General features: G+C 64.7%; 12 protein-coding genes and 1 other RNA gene. 7 read left to right on the top strand and 6 right to left on the bottom strand.

The window, feature by feature from the left end; translation table 11 throughout:
• Positions 1–553: 553 nt before the first annotated feature.
• The 4 genes from GTP90_RS05765 to rnpB all read right to left on the bottom strand — a co-directional run bounded on the left by GTP90_RS05765 (position 554) and on the right by rnpB (position 5,758).
• Positions 554–2,800 carry a M9 family metallopeptidase gene (locus tag GTP90_RS05765; protein WP_161082596.1) on the bottom strand — a complete coding sequence of 749 codons (2,247 nt, stop codon included), beginning with the start codon at positions 2,798–2,800 and terminating at the stop codon, positions 554–556.
• Positions 2,801–3,001: 201 nt separating this feature from the next.
• Positions 3,002–3,769, bottom strand: a complete 768-nt coding sequence (locus GTP90_RS05760; RefSeq protein ID WP_161082595.1) for an AraC family transcriptional regulator — start codon at positions 3,767–3,769, stop codon at positions 3,002–3,004.
• Positions 3,770–3,852: 83 nt separating this feature from the next.
• Positions 3,853–5,358 carry a glycerol kinase GlpK gene (gene glpK / locus GTP90_RS05755; RefSeq protein ID WP_161082594.1) on the bottom strand — a complete coding sequence of 502 codons (1,506 nt, stop codon included), beginning with the start codon at positions 5,356–5,358 and terminating at the stop codon, positions 3,853–3,855.
• A gap of 66 nt (positions 5,359–5,424) precedes the next feature.
• Positions 5,425–5,758, bottom strand: an RNA gene (gene rnpB / locus GTP90_RS05750) — RNase P RNA component class A.
• 115 nt (positions 5,759–5,873) lie between these two features.
• On the opposite strand from rnpB, the gene GTP90_RS05745 reads away from it, so the two are divergent.
• Complete coding sequence (locus tag GTP90_RS05745; RefSeq protein ID WP_161082593.1) at positions 5,874–7,571, top strand: thiamine pyrophosphate-binding protein; 1,698 nt, start codon at positions 5,874–5,876, stop codon at positions 7,569–7,571.
• A 22-nt stretch (positions 7,572–7,593) separates the two neighbouring features.
• On the opposite strand, the gene GTP90_RS05740 is transcribed toward GTP90_RS05745, so the two are convergent.
• Both GTP90_RS05740 and GTP90_RS05735 read right to left on the bottom strand, forming a co-directional pair.
• Positions 7,594–8,163: a hypothetical protein gene (locus GTP90_RS05740; RefSeq protein ID WP_161082592.1), complete on the bottom strand. Its 570-nt coding sequence runs from the start codon at positions 8,161–8,163 to the stop codon at positions 7,594–7,596.
• Positions 8,164–8,234: 71 nt separating this feature from the next.
• Positions 8,235–9,335, bottom strand: a complete 1,101-nt coding sequence (locus tag GTP90_RS05735) for a porin (protein WP_161082591.1) — start codon at positions 9,333–9,335, stop codon at positions 8,235–8,237.
• A 1,080-nt stretch (positions 9,336–10,415) separates the two neighbouring features.
• Here GTP90_RS05735 and GTP90_RS05730 point away from each other — a divergent pair.
• The 6 genes from GTP90_RS05730 (at position 10,416) to GTP90_RS05705 (ending at position 15,949) form a co-directional block, all read left to right on the top strand.
• Positions 10,416–11,360 carry a MerR family transcriptional regulator gene (locus tag GTP90_RS05730; protein ID WP_161082590.1) on the top strand — a complete coding sequence of 315 codons (945 nt, stop codon included), beginning with the start codon at positions 10,416–10,418 and terminating at the stop codon, positions 11,358–11,360.
• A 121-nt stretch (positions 11,361–11,481) separates the two neighbouring features.
• Positions 11,482–12,513 (top strand): signal recognition particle-docking protein FtsY, encoded by a 1,032-nt coding sequence (gene ftsY / locus GTP90_RS05725; protein ID WP_161082641.1) that lies wholly within the window; start codon positions 11,482–11,484, stop codon positions 12,511–12,513.
• A 9-nt stretch (positions 12,514–12,522) separates the two neighbouring features.
• On the top strand, positions 12,523–13,179 hold the full coding sequence (locus GTP90_RS05720; RefSeq protein ID WP_161082589.1) for a cell division ATP-binding protein FtsE: 657 nt from the start codon (positions 12,523–12,525) through the stop codon (positions 13,177–13,179).
• Positions 13,176–14,096: a permease-like cell division protein FtsX gene (ftsX, locus tag GTP90_RS05715; protein WP_161082588.1), complete on the top strand. Its 921-nt coding sequence runs from the start codon at positions 13,176–13,178 to the stop codon at positions 14,094–14,096. Before GTP90_RS05720 ends, ftsX begins: the two co-directional genes overlap by 4 nt.
• 277 nt (positions 14,097–14,373) lie before the next feature.
• Positions 14,374–15,264 carry an RNA polymerase sigma factor RpoH gene (rpoH, locus tag GTP90_RS05710; RefSeq protein ID WP_175001010.1) on the top strand — a complete coding sequence of 297 codons (891 nt, stop codon included), beginning with the start codon at positions 14,374–14,376 and terminating at the stop codon, positions 15,262–15,264.
• 184 nt (positions 15,265–15,448) lie between these two features.
• Positions 15,449–15,949, top strand: coding sequence for a hypothetical protein (locus GTP90_RS05705; protein WP_161082587.1), 501 nt, complete (start codon positions 15,449–15,451; stop codon positions 15,947–15,949).
• The last annotated feature ends 12 nt before the right edge of the window (positions 15,950–15,961 follow it).

Raw genomic sequence — 15,961 nt, 5'->3', positions numbered from 1 at the left:
TCCCACAAAAAGACACTTTTTCACACAGATGCCCACTTTAGAGGAAGCAAGAATGACGGTCAAGCGCTTTCAGGCAAACGAAACAGCGATTTTAGTAATGAAATTAAGGACTTAGCGCGATTCCTTGAAGCCGGGTAGAAATAAAATAGTCAGGTAAATTAAGCACTTATGTCAAAGTGTGAATGTGCTACCTCACCTGCGCACATGTGTTTGACGCCCTGCCGGGGCTGAAAAAGGCCGTATAAAATAATTGAATTAAATGCATAAAGTTGCAAAGCGCCAACATTGCAATAGCAAATAGTTATCGGTGGTGGACGGGCGGGAATGTGCGGGCGGAGGGGATTTCTTGCGGCAAGTCGCGCCGGCGGCGCGCTGAAGCGGAAAGCAAAACCTGGGTTCGTTGAGGGACATTACCGCGGCGCGCTTCAACTTGTATAGACAAATTAGACCGCCACCGCCAGCCGGTATTATACGAAATCCGCCGCCCAAAAACAGAAACGGCAGCCGTGCGGCTGCCGTTTTAAGTGCTTCTTAATCAAGAATTATACAAGCATCAGTCGTAGGTCGCGTACACCGTGACACCGCTGAACGGGGTTTTGGCGTTCAGCATGATGTAGTACCAGTGGCCTGCTACCGGATTGGGCAGGTACAGGTTTTCCGCGTTGCCGGCGGTGGCCGACACCATGTCGAACGAGGCCACGGTCGGGTAGCGGTCCAGCGCCATGTACAGGTCGACGTCGCCGTTGCCGCCGCGGCTGTAGACCTTGACGTTCCGGGCCCCGGCCGGCACCATCAGGAACACATACGCCTGGCCGCTCGAGGACAGGCCGGTGATGCCGCAGTTCTTGCCCAGGTAGCTGGTCGACGAGCAGCGCGGCAGTTGCGGTTCCGGCAGCGGTGGCTGGCCGGCGGTGGTGGCTTGGTTGACCCAGTCGGCGAACTCGGCGTCGTAGCTGGTGCCGATGCGGTCCATGAAGCTCTGGTAGCCGCCGTAGTCGCCCACGCGGAACTGGCCCAGCACGGCGTCGACGTCGGCACGGTGGCGCTCGATCATGAAGCGGGTCGCCATGTAGCCCCAGCGATAAGCGCGCGGCACATAGTCGGCCATGCTGTAGGTGTTGCCGAAGATCTGGCTCAGGCGGTAGGTGCCGGTCTTGGCCATGTCGATCGCGACCTGGTTGTTATTCTTGAGCGACATGTACTCGGCGATGCCCTCGATCCACCACACGGTCGGCACCGAGGTGGCCTGCGCGAAGTCGCCCAGCATGTCGAAGCGGCCGTCCAGGTAGTGGACAAACTCGTGCTCCAGGTTCCACACCGAGAACGTCGGACGCAGCCACGAGGCTTCGTGCGCGATGAAGCGCGCCTGGTTGCCCGGCTGGTCGGGTTCGCCCTCCAGGTACATGCCGCCGTTGTTGGTGTCGATGCCGTAGATGACCGAGGCGTACTTGCTGTAGTTGGCGTAGTCGTCGAACACCACCAGTTCCAGCGAGGTGTTGTAGTCGTTGGCCACCGGTGTGCGATTGGTCTTCAGCATCTCGTGCACATAGCCTTCTTCCACCGCCAGCTTGTCGCAGCTGTCCTGCAGCTGTTCCGGCGTCATGTCCTGGGCGCGGATGTGCAGCGTCGGGCTGCAGTCCTTGCTGTACTTGAGCACGATGTTGGCCAGCTGGTTGACATAGTCGCAGGTGCCGTACTCGGAGCAGTTGGCGTTGTCGTAGTACTTGACGGCCGAGGCGGCCGCCAGCCACAGGTCGCTGTCGGTGCCGGTCATGCTGGAGCTGGCCAGCATGGCCTTGACCATCGGCTTGATGCCGTCCTTCAGCGCCGGGTACTGCATGAAGCGGAACGCCTCGTTGATCGCATCGTTGAGCTCATAGCCGTAGTAGTCGCCCAGCAGCGTCGCCTTGTTGGACGTGACGAAGGCGTTCAGCGCGGTCGCGTACGACAGGTCGTTCTGCAGCAGCGGCACGCCTTCGGCGCGGTAGTGGGAATAGAAGAACACCGTCAACGCCGACGTGAAGGCGCCGGCCGTGCTCGGGTTGCGCAGCGCGTCGACCGCGTGCGGATTGTTGGCGCTGTTGGTGTAGCGCTGCACCAGCGCCTTCATGCTGGACAGGTAGTACGGCTCGTCATGCATATTGGTGATCAGGCGAATCGCCTCGCCGGCGGTGCTGCTGGCCACCGTGTTGGGCACATACAGCGCCGTGCCGTCGGCCAGCTGCTTGATCGGCGTGCGCAGCGCGGTCTTCAGCGACTGGGCCGGCTGGGCGATGGTGCCGCCCTCGGCCAGGTAGTAGCCGGCGCGCAGGTACAGCGTCAGGTTGACCAGCTTCATGTCGCTGGCGTTGTAGTTGGCGGCTTCCTGCGTGAAGCGGCTGGCGATGGCGCTCATGTTGGCGGCCGAGTAGACCGTCGCGCCCTGCTCCGGCGTCAGCGAGAACAGCCCGTAGGTGCACTCGTAGTCCGGCAGGTTGGCCAGGTAGTCGGCCAGCGCGGCGCCGCTGTAGCTGGCCAGCTTGCCCATGTCCTTGCATTCCGGCGTCGCGCTCAACGGCGTCAGGCTGTTGCGCTGGGAGCGCGGCAGCAGGTCGTAGCGCGGCTTGGTGGTCGGCGCCACCTGGAATTTCTGCTGCTCGATCGACGGCGGCAGGTTCTGGCGCTGGTGCGGCATGGGCGCCTGCTTCAGGCGGCCATGCTTGTCCACGGCGGGATCGCCGCCCTGGTCCGCGTGGGCGGCGATACTCAGGCTGGCCACGCATAGGCCGCCCAGATACAGGATGTTCCTCGATAACGACATGTCTGCCTCTCTTCTTCAAGAATAGTTATTGGTCTTGGGCCGCCATGTTTGGGCGGCTTGGAAATACTATCTTGATGAGTTTGCAAGGCATGGCGCACACCGGACGGCGGCCGGTGGTTCGCTCTATTTAAACAGCCGGGGGTGCGGGATCGGCACAGCGTTTGCGCGGAAATACCACACTTTTGCGCGCGCGGCTGACGCTCAGGCGTTCAGCCCCTGCCACAACGACGACGCCGGCGCCGCCGCCGGCGTGCGTGCGCCGTGGTGCTGCGCGCGGTACTGCACCGGCGTCATGCCGGTCAGCGCCTTGAACTGGCGGCTGAAGGCGCTGTGGTCGGAATAGCCGCAATCGTTGGCGATGTCGGCGATGCTGCGGGTCTGGTCGGCCTCGATCAGCGCCAGCGCGCCGTTCAGCCGCGATTGCAGCAACAGCTGGCGCGGGCTGTAGTGGAACACGCGCTGGAACAGCCGCTCCACGCGCGCCAGCGGCAGGCCGGCTTCCTGCGCCAGCTGGTTCAGGCACAGGGGTTCCTTGTAGTTGTCGCGGATGTGCTGGGCGATGCTGGCGATCTGCCGGTACACCGGGTGGTGGTCGTCGGCCAGCCCGAGGTCGTGCGAGGTGCCGACCAGGCCGACGATGGCGCCGGCGTCGTCGCGCAGCGGGGTTTTGTGGGTCAGGCACCAGCCGTGGCGGCGGTTGGGATACAGGTGCAGCTCGAGGTGCTTGCTGATGGTGTGGCCGGCCTCGATGACCTCGCGGTCCTGCGCCATGTAGTTCTGCGCCAGGTGGCGCGGATGCACCTCCAGCACCGTCTTGCCGACGATTTCCTGCTTGCTGCGCAGGCCGCAGCGGCGCACCAGCGTGCGGTTGGCGGCCAGGTAGCGGCCGTCGCGGTCCTTGACGAAAAACGCGACATCGCTCAGTTCATCGAACAGGATTTCGATCGCATTCAACTCGACATTTTGCATCGCTGCTCCAGTTGCTCAGGTGACAAGACAACCAATATTACCTTATCCTTGCGCGCACTGGAACCTTGCCGTGAGCATAACTCCTACCTGCCGTCGACCCAGCCGCGCGAGCGCTCCACCGCGCGGCCCCACTGCGCCAGCAGCTCGGCGCGGCGCCCGGCCGGCATGGCCGGCTCGAAGCGGCGCTCGCACGACCACTGCGCGGCGATTTCCTCCTGCGTCTCCCAGAAGCCCACCGCCAGCCCGGCCAGATAGGCCGCGCCCAGCGCCGTGGTCTCGGTCACGTTGGGCCGCAGCACCGGCACGCCCAGCAGGTCGGCCTGGAACTGCATCAGCAGATCGTTGCGGGCCGCGCCGCCGTCCGCGCGCACCTCGGTCAATGGAATCGCGTGATGCGACGCCGCCACATCCTTCTGCATGGCCGCCATCAGCTCCGCGCTTTGATAAGCGATCGCCTCCAGCGCCGCGCGGGCGATGTGGGCGCGGTTGCTGCCCCGGCTCAGGCCGACCAGCGCGCCGCGCGCATACGGATCCCAGTGCGGCGCGCCCAGCCCGACAAAGGCCGGCACCATGAACACGCCGCCGCTGTCGGGCACGCTGGCGGCCAGCGCCTCGACGTCGCTGGACTGCTGGATGATGCCCAGCCCGTCGCGCAGCCACTGCACCGTGGCGCCGCCCATGAACACGCTGCCCTCCAGCAGGTAATCGGTGGCGCCGTCGACCCGCCAGCCGACCGTGTTCAACAGCCGGTTGTGCGACGCCACCGGATGCCGTCCCAGATGCATCAGCATGAAGCAGCCGGTGCCGTAAGTGTTCTTGACCATGCCCGGCTTCAGGCAGGCCTGGCCGAACGTGGCGGCCTGCTGGTCGCCCGCGATGCCGGCCACCGGGATCTCCGCGCCGAACAAGGCGGCCCTGGTGTGGCCCACCTCCTCGCTGGACGACACCACCTGCGGCAGCATCTCCTCGGGAATATCGAACAGCTGCAACAGGTCGTGGTCCCAGCGCATCAGGTGTATGTTGAACAGCATGGTGCGCGAGGCGTTGCTGACGTCCGTCACATGGCGCCCGGTCAGCTTGTAGGTCAGCCAGCTGTCGATGGTGCCGAAGGCCAGCGCGCCGTGGCGGGCCCGCTCGCGCGCGCCCGGCACATGGTCCAGCAGCCATTTGAGCTTGGTCGCGGAAAAATACGCGTCCAGCTCCAGGCCGGTGATGTCGGTGATTTTCTTGGCCTTGCCGTCGGCGCGCAGCGCCTCGCAGGTATCGGCCGTGCGGCGGTCCTGCCAGACGATGGCCGGCGCGATCGGCTCGCCGCTCTTGCGGTCCCACACCACGGTGGTCTCGCGCTGGTTGGCGATGCCGATCGCCAGGATCTGGCTGCCGTCGACGTGGTTGTCGTGCAGGACCTTGCGCGCCACGGTGAGCTGGCTGTTCCAGATTTCGTTGGGATCGTGCTCGACCCACCCGGGCTGCGGGAAATGCTGCGGGAATTCCTGCGCCGCGCTGCCGCAGATGTGGCCCTGATGATCGAACAGGATGGCGCGTGAGCTGGTGGTGCCTTGATCCAAGGCCAGTATGTATTTTTTCATCGGCAGAGTCCCCAGGAGCGCCGCGGCGTGCGCGTCGGTCCCGCGGCAGCCGCGAACATCGTTATTAGTTGAAGCAAGCCGATAGGCCGGATTTTGTTACGGCGCAGGCGAACCTGCGCTATGACAGCCATTCCTCTAGGCGCTGGATTACTCCAGCGCTCAAGCTTCCTACCCGCACGCTCCGCGAGCAGCATCATCGCGTGCCTATTTGGAATTGCACCAGGTGGAGGTTACCGCGTTTCACCGTAACTTAATACGCTCGTCTCTGTGGCCCTATTCCTCGCCTTATACCCCGAAGGGCTTTCAGCGGACGGCCGTTAACCGTCACCCCGCTCTATGGAGTCCGGACCTTCCTCCCGCCAGGCATTACGCGCTGGCCAGCGGCTGTCTGGCTTGCTTCAAGCGCTATTGTACCAGTCCACCCCTGTAAATCTGAAATTTGGTGTCGCCATTAGAAAAGCCGCCGCCTTTTCCCAGCCGTAGAATGCAGGATACCTATACCCATAAGGCCAGACATGACGCAACCATCCCGCACCGGCGGCCAGATCCTGGTCGACGCCCTGAAGATCCACGGCGTGGACACCGCCTTCGGCGTGCCCGGCGAAAGCTACCTCGACGTGCTCGACGCGCTGCACGACTCCGACATCCGCTTCATCATCAACCGCCAGGAAGGCGGCGCCGCCTTCATGGCCGACGCCTACGGCAAGATGACCGGCAAGCCGGGCATCTGCTTCGTCACGCGCGGCCCGGGCGCCACCAACGCCTCGATCGGCGTGCACACCGCGTTCCAGGACTCGACCCCGATGATCCTGTTCATCGGCCAGGTCGGCAACGACTTCGTCGACCGCGAAGCGTTCCAGGAGATCGACTACCGCCGCATGTACGGCCAGATGGCCAAGTGGGTGGCGCAGATCGACCGCGCCGACCGCGTGCCCGAGTACATCGCGCGCGCCTTCCAGATCGCCACCAGCGGCCGTCCCGGCCCGGTGGTGCTGGCGCTGCCGGAAGACATGCTGACCGCCGTCGCCACCGTGGCCGACACCGGCCGCTACCAGCCGGTGCAGGCGTCGCCGTCGGCCGCGCAGATCGACCAGGTGCGCGCGCTGCTGGCCGGCGCCAAGAAACCCTTGGTGCTGCTGGGCGGCGGCGGCTGGAACGCGCAAGCCTGCGCCGACCTGCAAGCCTTCGCCGAGGCCAACCACCTGCCGGTGGCGTGCGCCTTCCGCTTCCAGGACCTGCTCGACAACGCCCACCCCAACTACATCGGCGACGTCGGCATCGGCATCAACCCCAAGCTGGCCGCGCGCGTGCGCGAGGCCGACGTGATCCTGGCGATCGGCCCGCGCCTGGGCGAGATGACCACCGGCGGCTACGCGCTGATCGCCGCGCCGGTGCCGGCCCAGCGCCTGATCCACGTGCACGCCGACGCCGAGGAACTGGGCAGCGTCTACCAAGCCGAATTGATGATCAACAGCGGCATGCCGCAGATGACCGCGATGCTGGCCGCGATGGCGCCGCTCGATGCCAGCGCCTGGCAAGCCACGGTGGCCGAGGCCAAGGCCGACCTGGCCGCCTGGCAGCGCCAGCCGCCGATCTTCCAGGACGGCAAAGCGCCGCTGGACCTGTGGCAGGTGGTGCAGCAGATCGACCAGATCGCGCCGCACGACACCATCATCACCAACGGCGCCGGCAACTACGCCACCTGGGCGCACCGCTTCCACAGCTACGGCGGCATGCGCACGCAGCTGGCGCCGACCAGCGGCGCCATGGGCTACAGCGTGCCGTCCGGCGTGGCCGCCAAGATCATCGACCCGGCGCGCACCGTGATCACCTTTGCCGGCGACGGCGAGTACATGATGAACGGCCAGGAGCTGGCCACCGCCGTGCAGTACCGCGCGGGCGTGGTCATCATCGTGTTCAACAACGGCATGTTCGGCACCATCCGCATGCACCAGGAGCTGCACTACCCTGGCCGCGTGTCCGGCACCCAGCTGCACAACCCGGACTTCGCCGCGCTGGCGGTGGCCTACGGCGGCCATGGCGAGGTGGTCAGCACCACGGCGGAATTCGCGCCGGCGCTGGAACGCGCGCTGGCCTACGCCAACGGCGAGCAGCTGCCGGCCGTGATCGAGCTGCGCTACGACGGCAACCTGATCACGCCGGGCGCCACGCTCGACACCATCCGCAAGAACGCCCTGGCCGCCAAGGCCTGAGCGCCATAAAAAAACCGCCGGCTCACAGGCCGGCGGTGGTGGTCTGGCCGGCGTCGATGGACGGCGCCGGCGTTTCCTCTTCCTTCTCTTTTTCCTGTTCCTTGTGCGGCTTGGGCGCCGGGCAGGCGCGGCAGGCGCCGGCCTTGCGGCCGAAATCCGTCACCCGCTTCAGCCGCATCGGCACCGCCGCGTCGCCGCAGTAGCCGCCGTCCAGCACCAGCGTGTTGCCGCCGTCGGCCAGCTTGCCGCTGATGGTGCGCTCGTCCTCGTCCGGCGGCTGCACCGTGAAGTACAGCTGCTTGCCGCGCGGGTCGATGTTGACGTCGCTGGCCACCACCGGCCAGCTCAGGCCGCCGGCCGTGTACTCATACAGCACCGTGTCGACTTCTGAAAACCGTTGCAGCGTGATGCGCTGCCCGCCGAACTCGCCGCTGTCCGGATGGATGCACAGGTCCGAGTACACCACCATGCCGTAGCGCGGCAGCCCACCGGCCGACACGGCCGGCTTGCGCGCCAGCTTGGGCGCGGCGATCACGGCGCAGGAGGCCAGCAGGATGGCGCCGGCCAGCGCCGCGCGTGGGGTAGTCATCATGGTAACGGCTTTCAGAAATGAACAACGGCTGCACCAGGCAGCCGTTGTGGATTCTAACTGATCAGATCAGATTAGAACGAGTGACGCATGCCCAGGTTGAAGGCTTTGTCGCCCGAACCGGCTTCGGTGTTGTTACCAACGGTGTAGCTGGCGCCGTTCTTGTTCTTGATCTTAGCGAAAGCAACGTAGGTGCTGGTGCGCTTCGACAGAGCGTACGAGTAGCCAACTGCCCACTGATCTGCATCGTGGTTAGCGACTTCCTTGTCGTTCTTGCGGGTGTACGACGCCATCAGGGTGCCGTTAGGACCGATAGGAGCGGTAGCGCCGATCAGGGCAACGTTGCTGTCGCGGGTAGCGGTAGGAGCGATAGCGTAGCCGAACGGGTTGCTGTTGTTAGCCAGTGGCGAGCTGTTGGTGCCCTTGTCTTTGCTGTAAGCAGCGAAAGCCTTGACCACGCCGAAGTCGTAGTTACCAGCGATCATGGTGTTGCGGCCGATGTCGGTGCTCAGCTTGGTTGGGCCGGCCACGTCGTTGTTGGTTGCATTGTAAGCAACGCGAACATTCAGAGGACCGTTCGAGTAGCCAATCCAGGTGCCCAGTTGACGTTGTGCCGAAGCGTCGCCAGCTTGTTCGCCCACCGAGTAGGAAACCTCGCCCTGGAAGCCTTCAACCACTGGCGACAGGTACACGATGGCGTTGCTGTTGCGGGTGTTGCTGTGGTCGTTGTTGTTAGGAATGCCAGCCACGCCGAACAGGTTCTTGGCGGTACCAGCGTAGCCCAGTGCGAACGGGTCAGCCACGTCGCGCAGGGTTTCGTAGTACGGGGTGTACTGACGGCCCAGGGTCAGCTGGCCGGCGGTGGTCGATTTCAGACCAACGTAGGACTGACGGTTGGCGATCGAGCCAGCAACATCGGACGCGCCGGTGTCGACTTTAACGCCCGATTCCAGCACGAAGATAGCGCTCAGACCGCCGCCCAGATCTTCCGTACCTTTGAAACCCAGACGGGAGGCCGAGCCTACGCCGCTGGTGACTTTGGTGGTGTTGGCAACGCCGCCGCGCTCGCTCACGATACCGGCATCGACGATACCGTAGATCGTTACGTTCGATTGTGCGAACGCTGCGGAGCTCATTGCGCCCAGGACGGCCATGGCGATAAGGGATTTTTTCATTACGTGTTTCCTTCAGTTGTGTTGCTGTAAAAAGGTAAAGCTAGTATGACGGCGTGTTCGGTTCTGTGCGTGAGGGCAAACTCCCCAGCTGCCACTGTGCGATCCCGACTGCGGGGACGCGTTCACTTAAATTGCGGCCGATTCTATCGACGCCGGCTTTATCGCAGCGCAAAATGCGCCAGAGGCGGCACTATACTGATGCTTTGCTTGTCGATCAAGTGTAAAAGCGTTCATATTGACCACCCTCACCCCTGTCCGTTTTCAAAACAACAGTATTTTACTGCATCGCAATATTTCCTGCCGAGTCAGGCAACTAGCCCGGTATTTCCGCCCGATGCATCCCTCGCAGCGACCCGTTGTGCGGGCTGCCCGAGTGGCCAATACAAGCGCGACTACATCGTTGTCGGACCAAGTAAAAATAGCCTCTTTGCTATTTCTGACGCCATTTTATACTGAAGTGCCCCGCCGTCCGTCCCAGCGCAATGGTAATAAGCTTACAACTCCGGACTTTGTTCGGTGTTTTCCACAGGCAAAATAGCCCTCCGGCCAACTTTGCTCATAGTGTAAACGCTTTATAAGTGTAGGAAATTTTGTCGCGCGCGCCGGGTGTTGCGCTGCATCAGCAATTTGTAAGAAATTGCTACCTGTTGCAAATTGGAGACAATCTCTTCAGGAAACCTTGCAAAATCCGCCGACATGCCGTGCGAATCACTCTCAAATGTATGAATTTGGTGCATGCGGGGACCGCGCTTGATCCAGCGCATAAAAGTCCTGTCCCGCGGCGAAATGTTGCTGGCTGCCACAGTTTTTTTGTGGCGCCGCAAATTATATTGTCCACGACAAAGCAAGGGGAAACCCGCTAAACAGTTCATTAGTTCTGTATGCCAACTGTGTGTCGTGGACAAGGTCTTTCCCATAGGGCAAACCGGGCAAAACCCGATAGGTGGCGCCGTACTTCCGGGCGCAAATCGAATGTAAAATGCAGGTCGCGTTCCCCGGCCTCGGCCGTCGACGCACTGTGCACCCGGACCCCGTGCCAACCCTCGCGGCTGCCCAATAAATGGTTGCCGCTTAAGCCTGATGACTATTAAAGTTTCTACACAAACAGTTCCTAGCACGATCAGCGACGTCGAACGCGACACCGGCGTCGCCAAGGAAACCCTGCGCGTGTGGGAGCGGCGCTACGACTTCCCCCAGCCGATGCGCGACCCGAACGGCGAACGGGTGTATCCGATCGAGCAGGTGCACAAGCTGCGCCTGGTGAAGCGCCTGATCGACCTGGGCTACCGCCCGGGCAAGGTGATCCAGTACAGCACCGCCGAACTGCAGGCGCTGACCGGCCAGGCCACCGGCAGCCTGCACGGCGCCAGCGTGACCCCGCCCGCGCTGCAAAGCTACCTCGACCTGTGCAAGAGCCACCAGATGGAGGCGCTGCGCCGCAAGCTGTCGCAGGCGCTGCTGATGATGGGGCTGAAAAGCTTCGTGATCGAGCTGGTGGCGCCGCTGACCGCGCTGATCGGCGAGGCCTGGGCCAGCGGCGCGCTGGCCACCTTCGAAGAACACTTGTATACCGAATCGCTGACCGTGGTCATGCGCAGCGCCATCTTCGCCATGCCGCAGGCCAGCGCCAGCAACGTGGGCGCGCCGCGCCTGATGCTGACCACCCTGCCGCAGGAGCGCGACGGCCTGGGCCTGCTGATGGCCGAGGCCATGTGCGTGGCCGAGGGCGCGCATTGCATCTCGCTGGGCGTGCAAACGCCGCTGCTCGACATCGTCGAGGCGGCCCGCGTGCAGCGCATCGACATCATCGCGCTGTCGTTCTCGGTCGGCATGAACGCGCGCCAGGCGCTGGACGCGCTGGCCGAGCTGCACAGCCGCCTGGGCGGCAGCATCGAGCTGTGGGCCGGCGGCGGCAACGCCGCGTTCAAGCGGCGCCGGCCGGCGTACGTGCGGGTCTACGCGCTGTCCGACATCAGCGCCGCCATCGCCGACTGGCGCCAGCGCCACGCCGCCGCGGCGGGCTGAAAATCTTGTCATTCCGGTAGCATGGCCGGGCGGCCGCGCCACGCTCTGGTAAAATAGCGGCATTTTTCCCCGTGTCCGGCGCCGCCGGCCATCCGCTTGAAGCGCCCCCAACCACATGTCCATGTTTAGTTTCTTCAAGAAAAAACCCGTCGCCCCCGAAACGCCGCCGGCCGCCGCTGCTGCTGCCGCCCCCGCCATCGAACCGTCCGTCCCGCCCGCGCTGCCCGAGCTGCTGCCGATCGAGGAGCCGGCGCCCAAGCTGTCGTGGATGTCGCGCCTGAAGGCCGGCCTGTCCAAGACCTCGAGCAACCTGTCGATCCTGTTTGTCGGCGCCAAGATCGACGACGACCTGTACGACGAGCTGGAGGCGGCCCTGCTGATGTCGGACGCCGGCGTCGACGCCACCCAATACCTGCTCGACGCCCTCAAGCAAAAGGTCAAGGACGACAAGCTGCTGGACGCGGCCGCGGTCAAGGCCGCGCTCAAGCAACTACTGATCGAGCTGCTGACCCCGCTGCAGCGCCCGTTCGAGCTGGGCCGCCACCAGCCGACCGTGATGATGATCTCCGGCGTCAACGGCGCCGGCAAGACCACCACCATCGGCAAGCTGGCCAAGCACATGCAGACCCACGGCCAGTCGGTGCTGCTGGCGGCCGGCGACACCTTCCGCGCGGCCGCCCGCGAGCAGCTGATGGTCTGGGGCCAGCGCAACAACATCACCGTGATCTCGCAAGCCTCGGGCGACCCGGCCGCGGTCTCGTTCGACGCCGTGCAGTCCGGCAAGGCCAAGGGCCTGGACGTGGTGATGATCGACACCGCCGGCCGCCTGCCGACCCAGCTGCACCTGATGGAGGAACTCAAAAAGGTCCAGCGCGTCATCGGCAAGGGCATGGAAGGCGCGCCGCACGAGACGCTGCTGGTCATCGACGGCAACACCGGCCAGAACGCGCTGGCCCAGGTCAAGGCCTTCGACGACGCCCTCAAGCTGACCGGCCTGGTGATCACCAAGCTCGACGGCACGGCCAAGGGCGGCGTGCTGGCCGCCATCGCCCGCGTGCGCCCGGTGCCGGTGTACTTCATCGGCATCGGCGAGAAGATCGAGGACCTGCAGCCCTTCGTGGCCGCCGAGTTTGTTGAAGCCCTGCTGGGATAAGCGCCCGCCATGATCGAATTCCGCAACGTCTCGAAACAATACACCCCCGACGCGACGGCGCTGCGCGACGTCTCGTTCACGGTCGCCAAGGGCGAGCTGGTGTTCCTGGCCGGCCCCTCGGGCGCCGGCAAGTCCACCCTGCTGAAAATGATCGCCGCGGTCGAGCGCCCCAGCGCCGGCCAGGTGATCGTCAACGGCCAGGACATCGCCCGCATCAAGCCGGCCGCCGTGCCGTTCTTGCGGCGCAACCTGGGCCTGATCTTCCAGCAGCAGCGGCTGCTGACCGACCGCTCCATCCTGGCCAACGTCATGCTGCCGCTGCTGGTGACCGGCGCCTCGCGCGCCCAGGCCGAGCAGCGCGCCCGCGCCGCCCTCGACAAGGTGGGACTGCTGGAGCGCGCCGACGCCCAGCCGCTGGCCCTGTCCGGCGGCGAGCAGCAGCGCGTGTCGATCGCGCGCGCCATCGTCAACCGCCCGCAGGTGATCCTGGCCGACGAGCCCACCGCCAACCTGGACCGCGCCAGCGCCAACAAGGTATTGGACGCGCTCAAGGCCTTCCACTCGGTCGGCGTGACCTGCCTGATCTCCAGCCATGACGAGCAGATGCTGGACGCCGCCGCGCGCGTCATCCATCTCAAGCATGGCCAGCTGGAGGTGGCGGCATGACGCTCTGGTTCCGGCAACACCGCTACGCGCTGGCCGCGGCCCTGGTGCACCTGCGCCGCTCGCCCGGCGGCTTTTTGTTCAATATCTTAGTGGTGGCGATCGCGCTGGCGCTGCCGTTCACCGGCGTCACCCTGCTCGACAACGTGCGCCCCATGTCCGAGCAGCTGTCGGTCGATCCCGAGCTCAGCATCTTCCTCAAGCAGGACACCCCGCGCGAGCAGGCCGAGGCGCTGGCCGTGTCGCTGCGCCAGGCGGTGCGCGACAAACAAGCCAAGATCGTCTTCACCCCGCGCGAGAAGGCGCTGGAGCAGTTGAAGGACAAGAGCGGCCTGGCCGACGTGCTGACCACGCTGGGCGAGAACCCGCTGCCCGACAGCTATGTGCTCAAGCTGGACGCCTTCCGCAACGCCCAGGCCGGCGGCGACGTCGACCAGCTGGCCGCGCAGATCCGCGCCCTGCCCGGCGTCGACACAGTGCAGGTCGATTCGGCCTGGGTCAAGCGCCTGGCCGCGCTGCTCAACGTGCTGCGCCTGGCGCTGCTGCTACTGGCCGCCACCTTGGGCACGGTGGTGGTGGCGGTGATCTTCAACACCATCCGCCTGCAGGTGATGACCCAGCGCGAGGAAATCCTGGTGTCCAAGCTGATCGGCGCCACCGACAGCTTCATCCACCGCCCCTTCTACTACACCGGCGCGCTGCTGGGTCTGTGCGCGGGCGGGGTGGCGCTGGGTGCCGTGTCGCTGGCGCTGCGCCCGCTGAACGTGGCGATCGCCGAATTCGCCCGCCTGTACGCCTCCGAGTTCCAGCTGGCGCCGCTGCCGCCGCTGGCCATGGCCGGCCTGCTGGCCCTGTCGGCCGGCCTCGGCCTCATCGGCGCGCTGCTGTCCGTGCAGCGCCACCTGTCCCGCCTGAACTGATCCCTCCGCCTTTCCGTGCGCCCCCGCACGGAAAGGTCGGCCCCCGCCGATTAGCATTAAGCCCGGCCTAAGCTCCACCGCGCATGCTTCATTAATCAGATGCCATGATGCTTAAAAACGTCATAGTATTTTTACTATCAAAGCGATTAATAACCGATGATTGGCACTCAACGAAGGAGAGTGCTAATATACGTGGACTGAAGAGAAAACAGTTCTCTACAGAACCCAGAATCGTTAAGAACAAGCAACATCATCGAGCGAAGGAATGAACATGACTATGTCCGCACCGACTGCATTGGTCCCCGCCACCAATCGCGCCCTGGGACTCGGGTTCACAGGCAACCTGGGCAACCTGGACGCCTACATTTCGGCCGTCAACCGCCTGCCGATGCTGACGCACGACGATGAAATCTCGCTGGCCAAGCGCCTCAAGGAAAAGAACGACCTCGGCGCCGCCCAGGAGCTGGTGCTGTCGCACCTGCGCCTGGTGGTCTCGATCGCGCGCGGCTACCTGGGCTACGGCCTGCCGCACGCCGACCTGATCCAGGAAGGCAATATCGGCCTGATGAAGGCGGTCAAGCGCTTCGACCCGGACCAGGGCGTGCGCCTGGTGTCGTACGCGATGCACTGGATCAAGGCCGAGATGCACGAATACATCCTGAAGAACTGGCGCCTGGTCAAGGTGGCCACCACCAAGGCCCAGCGCAAGCTGTTCTTCAACCTGCGCAGCCACAAGACCGGCCTGGACGCGATGACGCCGACCCAGATCGACAGCCTGGCCAAGATGCTGGACGTCAAGCGCGAGGAAGTGATCGAGATGGAAACCCGCCTGAGCGGGCGCGACATCGCGCTGGAATCGCCCAACGACGACGAGGACGACAAGTTCGCGCCGATCGCCTACCTGTCGTCCGAGGCCAGCGAACCGACCCGCGTGCTGGAAGCCGAACAGGTGACCCGCCTGCAATCGGAAGGGCTGGAGGAAGCACTGGGCAAGCTGGACGCCCGCTCGCGCCGCATCGTGGAAAGCCGCTGGCTGGCCAACGACGACGGCTCCGGCGCCACCTTGCACACGCTGGCGGAGGAATTCGGCGTCTCGGCCGAGCGCATCCGCCAGATCGAAGTGGCCGCGCTGAAGAAAATGAAGGGCGCGCTGGCCGCCTACGTGTAAGCCCCACCGCCGCGCGCGGCACCGAAAAAGCCGCCCGGCCCGCGCCGCGCGGCTTTTTTTACGCCGGCCGCGCGGGCCGCGCCACCGCAGCGGGTTTGACGCAGCGCTGTAAAGCTGCGGTTCGTGCGACGGGAACGTGATCTTTTTGCTAAGCTTGCCTTCCCCATCGAAGGAAGAGGATCCCATGAACTCCACACTCACCAGGCAGTTGATCATCCTGCCGCTGCTGGCGGCCGTGCTGGCCATGCTGCACGCCTGCGGCTCCGCGTCCGCCGTCGGCCGCCCCGCCGCCGCGCCGCAGCCGTTCGCCCAGACCTATGTGCTGACGCAGGGCGCCAGCGTGGCCATCGCGCCGGCCGCCGCGCCCGGCATCAGCGGTGCAACCGGCACCACCGCCGGCGCGCCCAGCCTCAAGCTCGAACGGGTCAACGACAGCCGCTGCCGCATCGGCGCGGTGTGCGTCTGGGCCGGCTACATCAGCTACAGCTTCGCGCTGACCGCCGCCGACGGCACCACCAGCAACTTCGTGCTGTCCGACAGCATGCCCAACGCCCGCCCCAGCGTCACGCAAAACGGCCTGACCTTCACGCTGACCGGCGTCGAACCGCAGGCAGTCCCCGCCAAGAATGAAGCCACGCCGGATTATCGGGTAAGCTTGAGGGTGAGCAACGCCCCCTCATCCTAACCCGGACCCCGC

The organism is Duganella vulcania (genome assembly GCF_009857655.1).
Classification (GTDB): Bacteria; Pseudomonadota; Gammaproteobacteria; order Burkholderiales; family Burkholderiaceae_D; genus Rugamonas; species Rugamonas vulcania.
This window is presented reverse-complemented; position numbering and strand designations above follow the sequence as displayed.

Coding starts and splice junctions, on each gene's coding strand:
- rpoH (WP_175001010.1), top strand. CDS start 14,374: ATGTCCGCACCGACTGCATTGGTCCCCGCCACCAATCGCGCCCTGGGA.
- GTP90_RS05735 (WP_161082591.1), bottom strand. CDS start 9,335: ATGAAAAAATCCCTTATCGCCATGGCCGTCCTGGGCGCAATGAGCTCC.
- GTP90_RS05760 (WP_161082595.1), bottom strand. CDS start 3,769: ATGCAAAATGTCGAGTTGAATGCGATCGAAATCCTGTTCGATGAACTG.
- GTP90_RS05765 (WP_161082596.1), bottom strand. CDS start 2,800: ATGTCGTTATCGAGGAACATCCTGTATCTGGGCGGCCTATGCGTGGCC.
- ftsX (WP_161082588.1), top strand. CDS start 13,176: ATGACGCTCTGGTTCCGGCAACACCGCTACGCGCTGGCCGCGGCCCTG.
- GTP90_RS05730 (WP_161082590.1), top strand. CDS start 10,416: ATGACTATTAAAGTTTCTACACAAACAGTTCCTAGCACGATCAGCGAC.
- GTP90_RS05720 (WP_161082589.1), top strand. CDS start 12,523: ATGATCGAATTCCGCAACGTCTCGAAACAATACACCCCCGACGCGACG.
- glpK (WP_161082594.1), bottom strand. CDS start 5,358: ATGAAAAAATACATACTGGCCTTGGATCAAGGCACCACCAGCTCACGC.
- GTP90_RS05705 (WP_161082587.1), top strand. CDS start 15,449: ATGAACTCCACACTCACCAGGCAGTTGATCATCCTGCCGCTGCTGGCG.
- GTP90_RS05745 (WP_161082593.1), top strand. CDS start 5,874: ATGACGCAACCATCCCGCACCGGCGGCCAGATCCTGGTCGACGCCCTG.
- GTP90_RS05740 (WP_161082592.1), bottom strand. CDS start 8,163: ATGATGACTACCCCACGCGCGGCGCTGGCCGGCGCCATCCTGCTGGCC.
- ftsY (WP_161082641.1), top strand. CDS start 11,482: ATGTTTAGTTTCTTCAAGAAAAAACCCGTCGCCCCCGAAACGCCGCCG.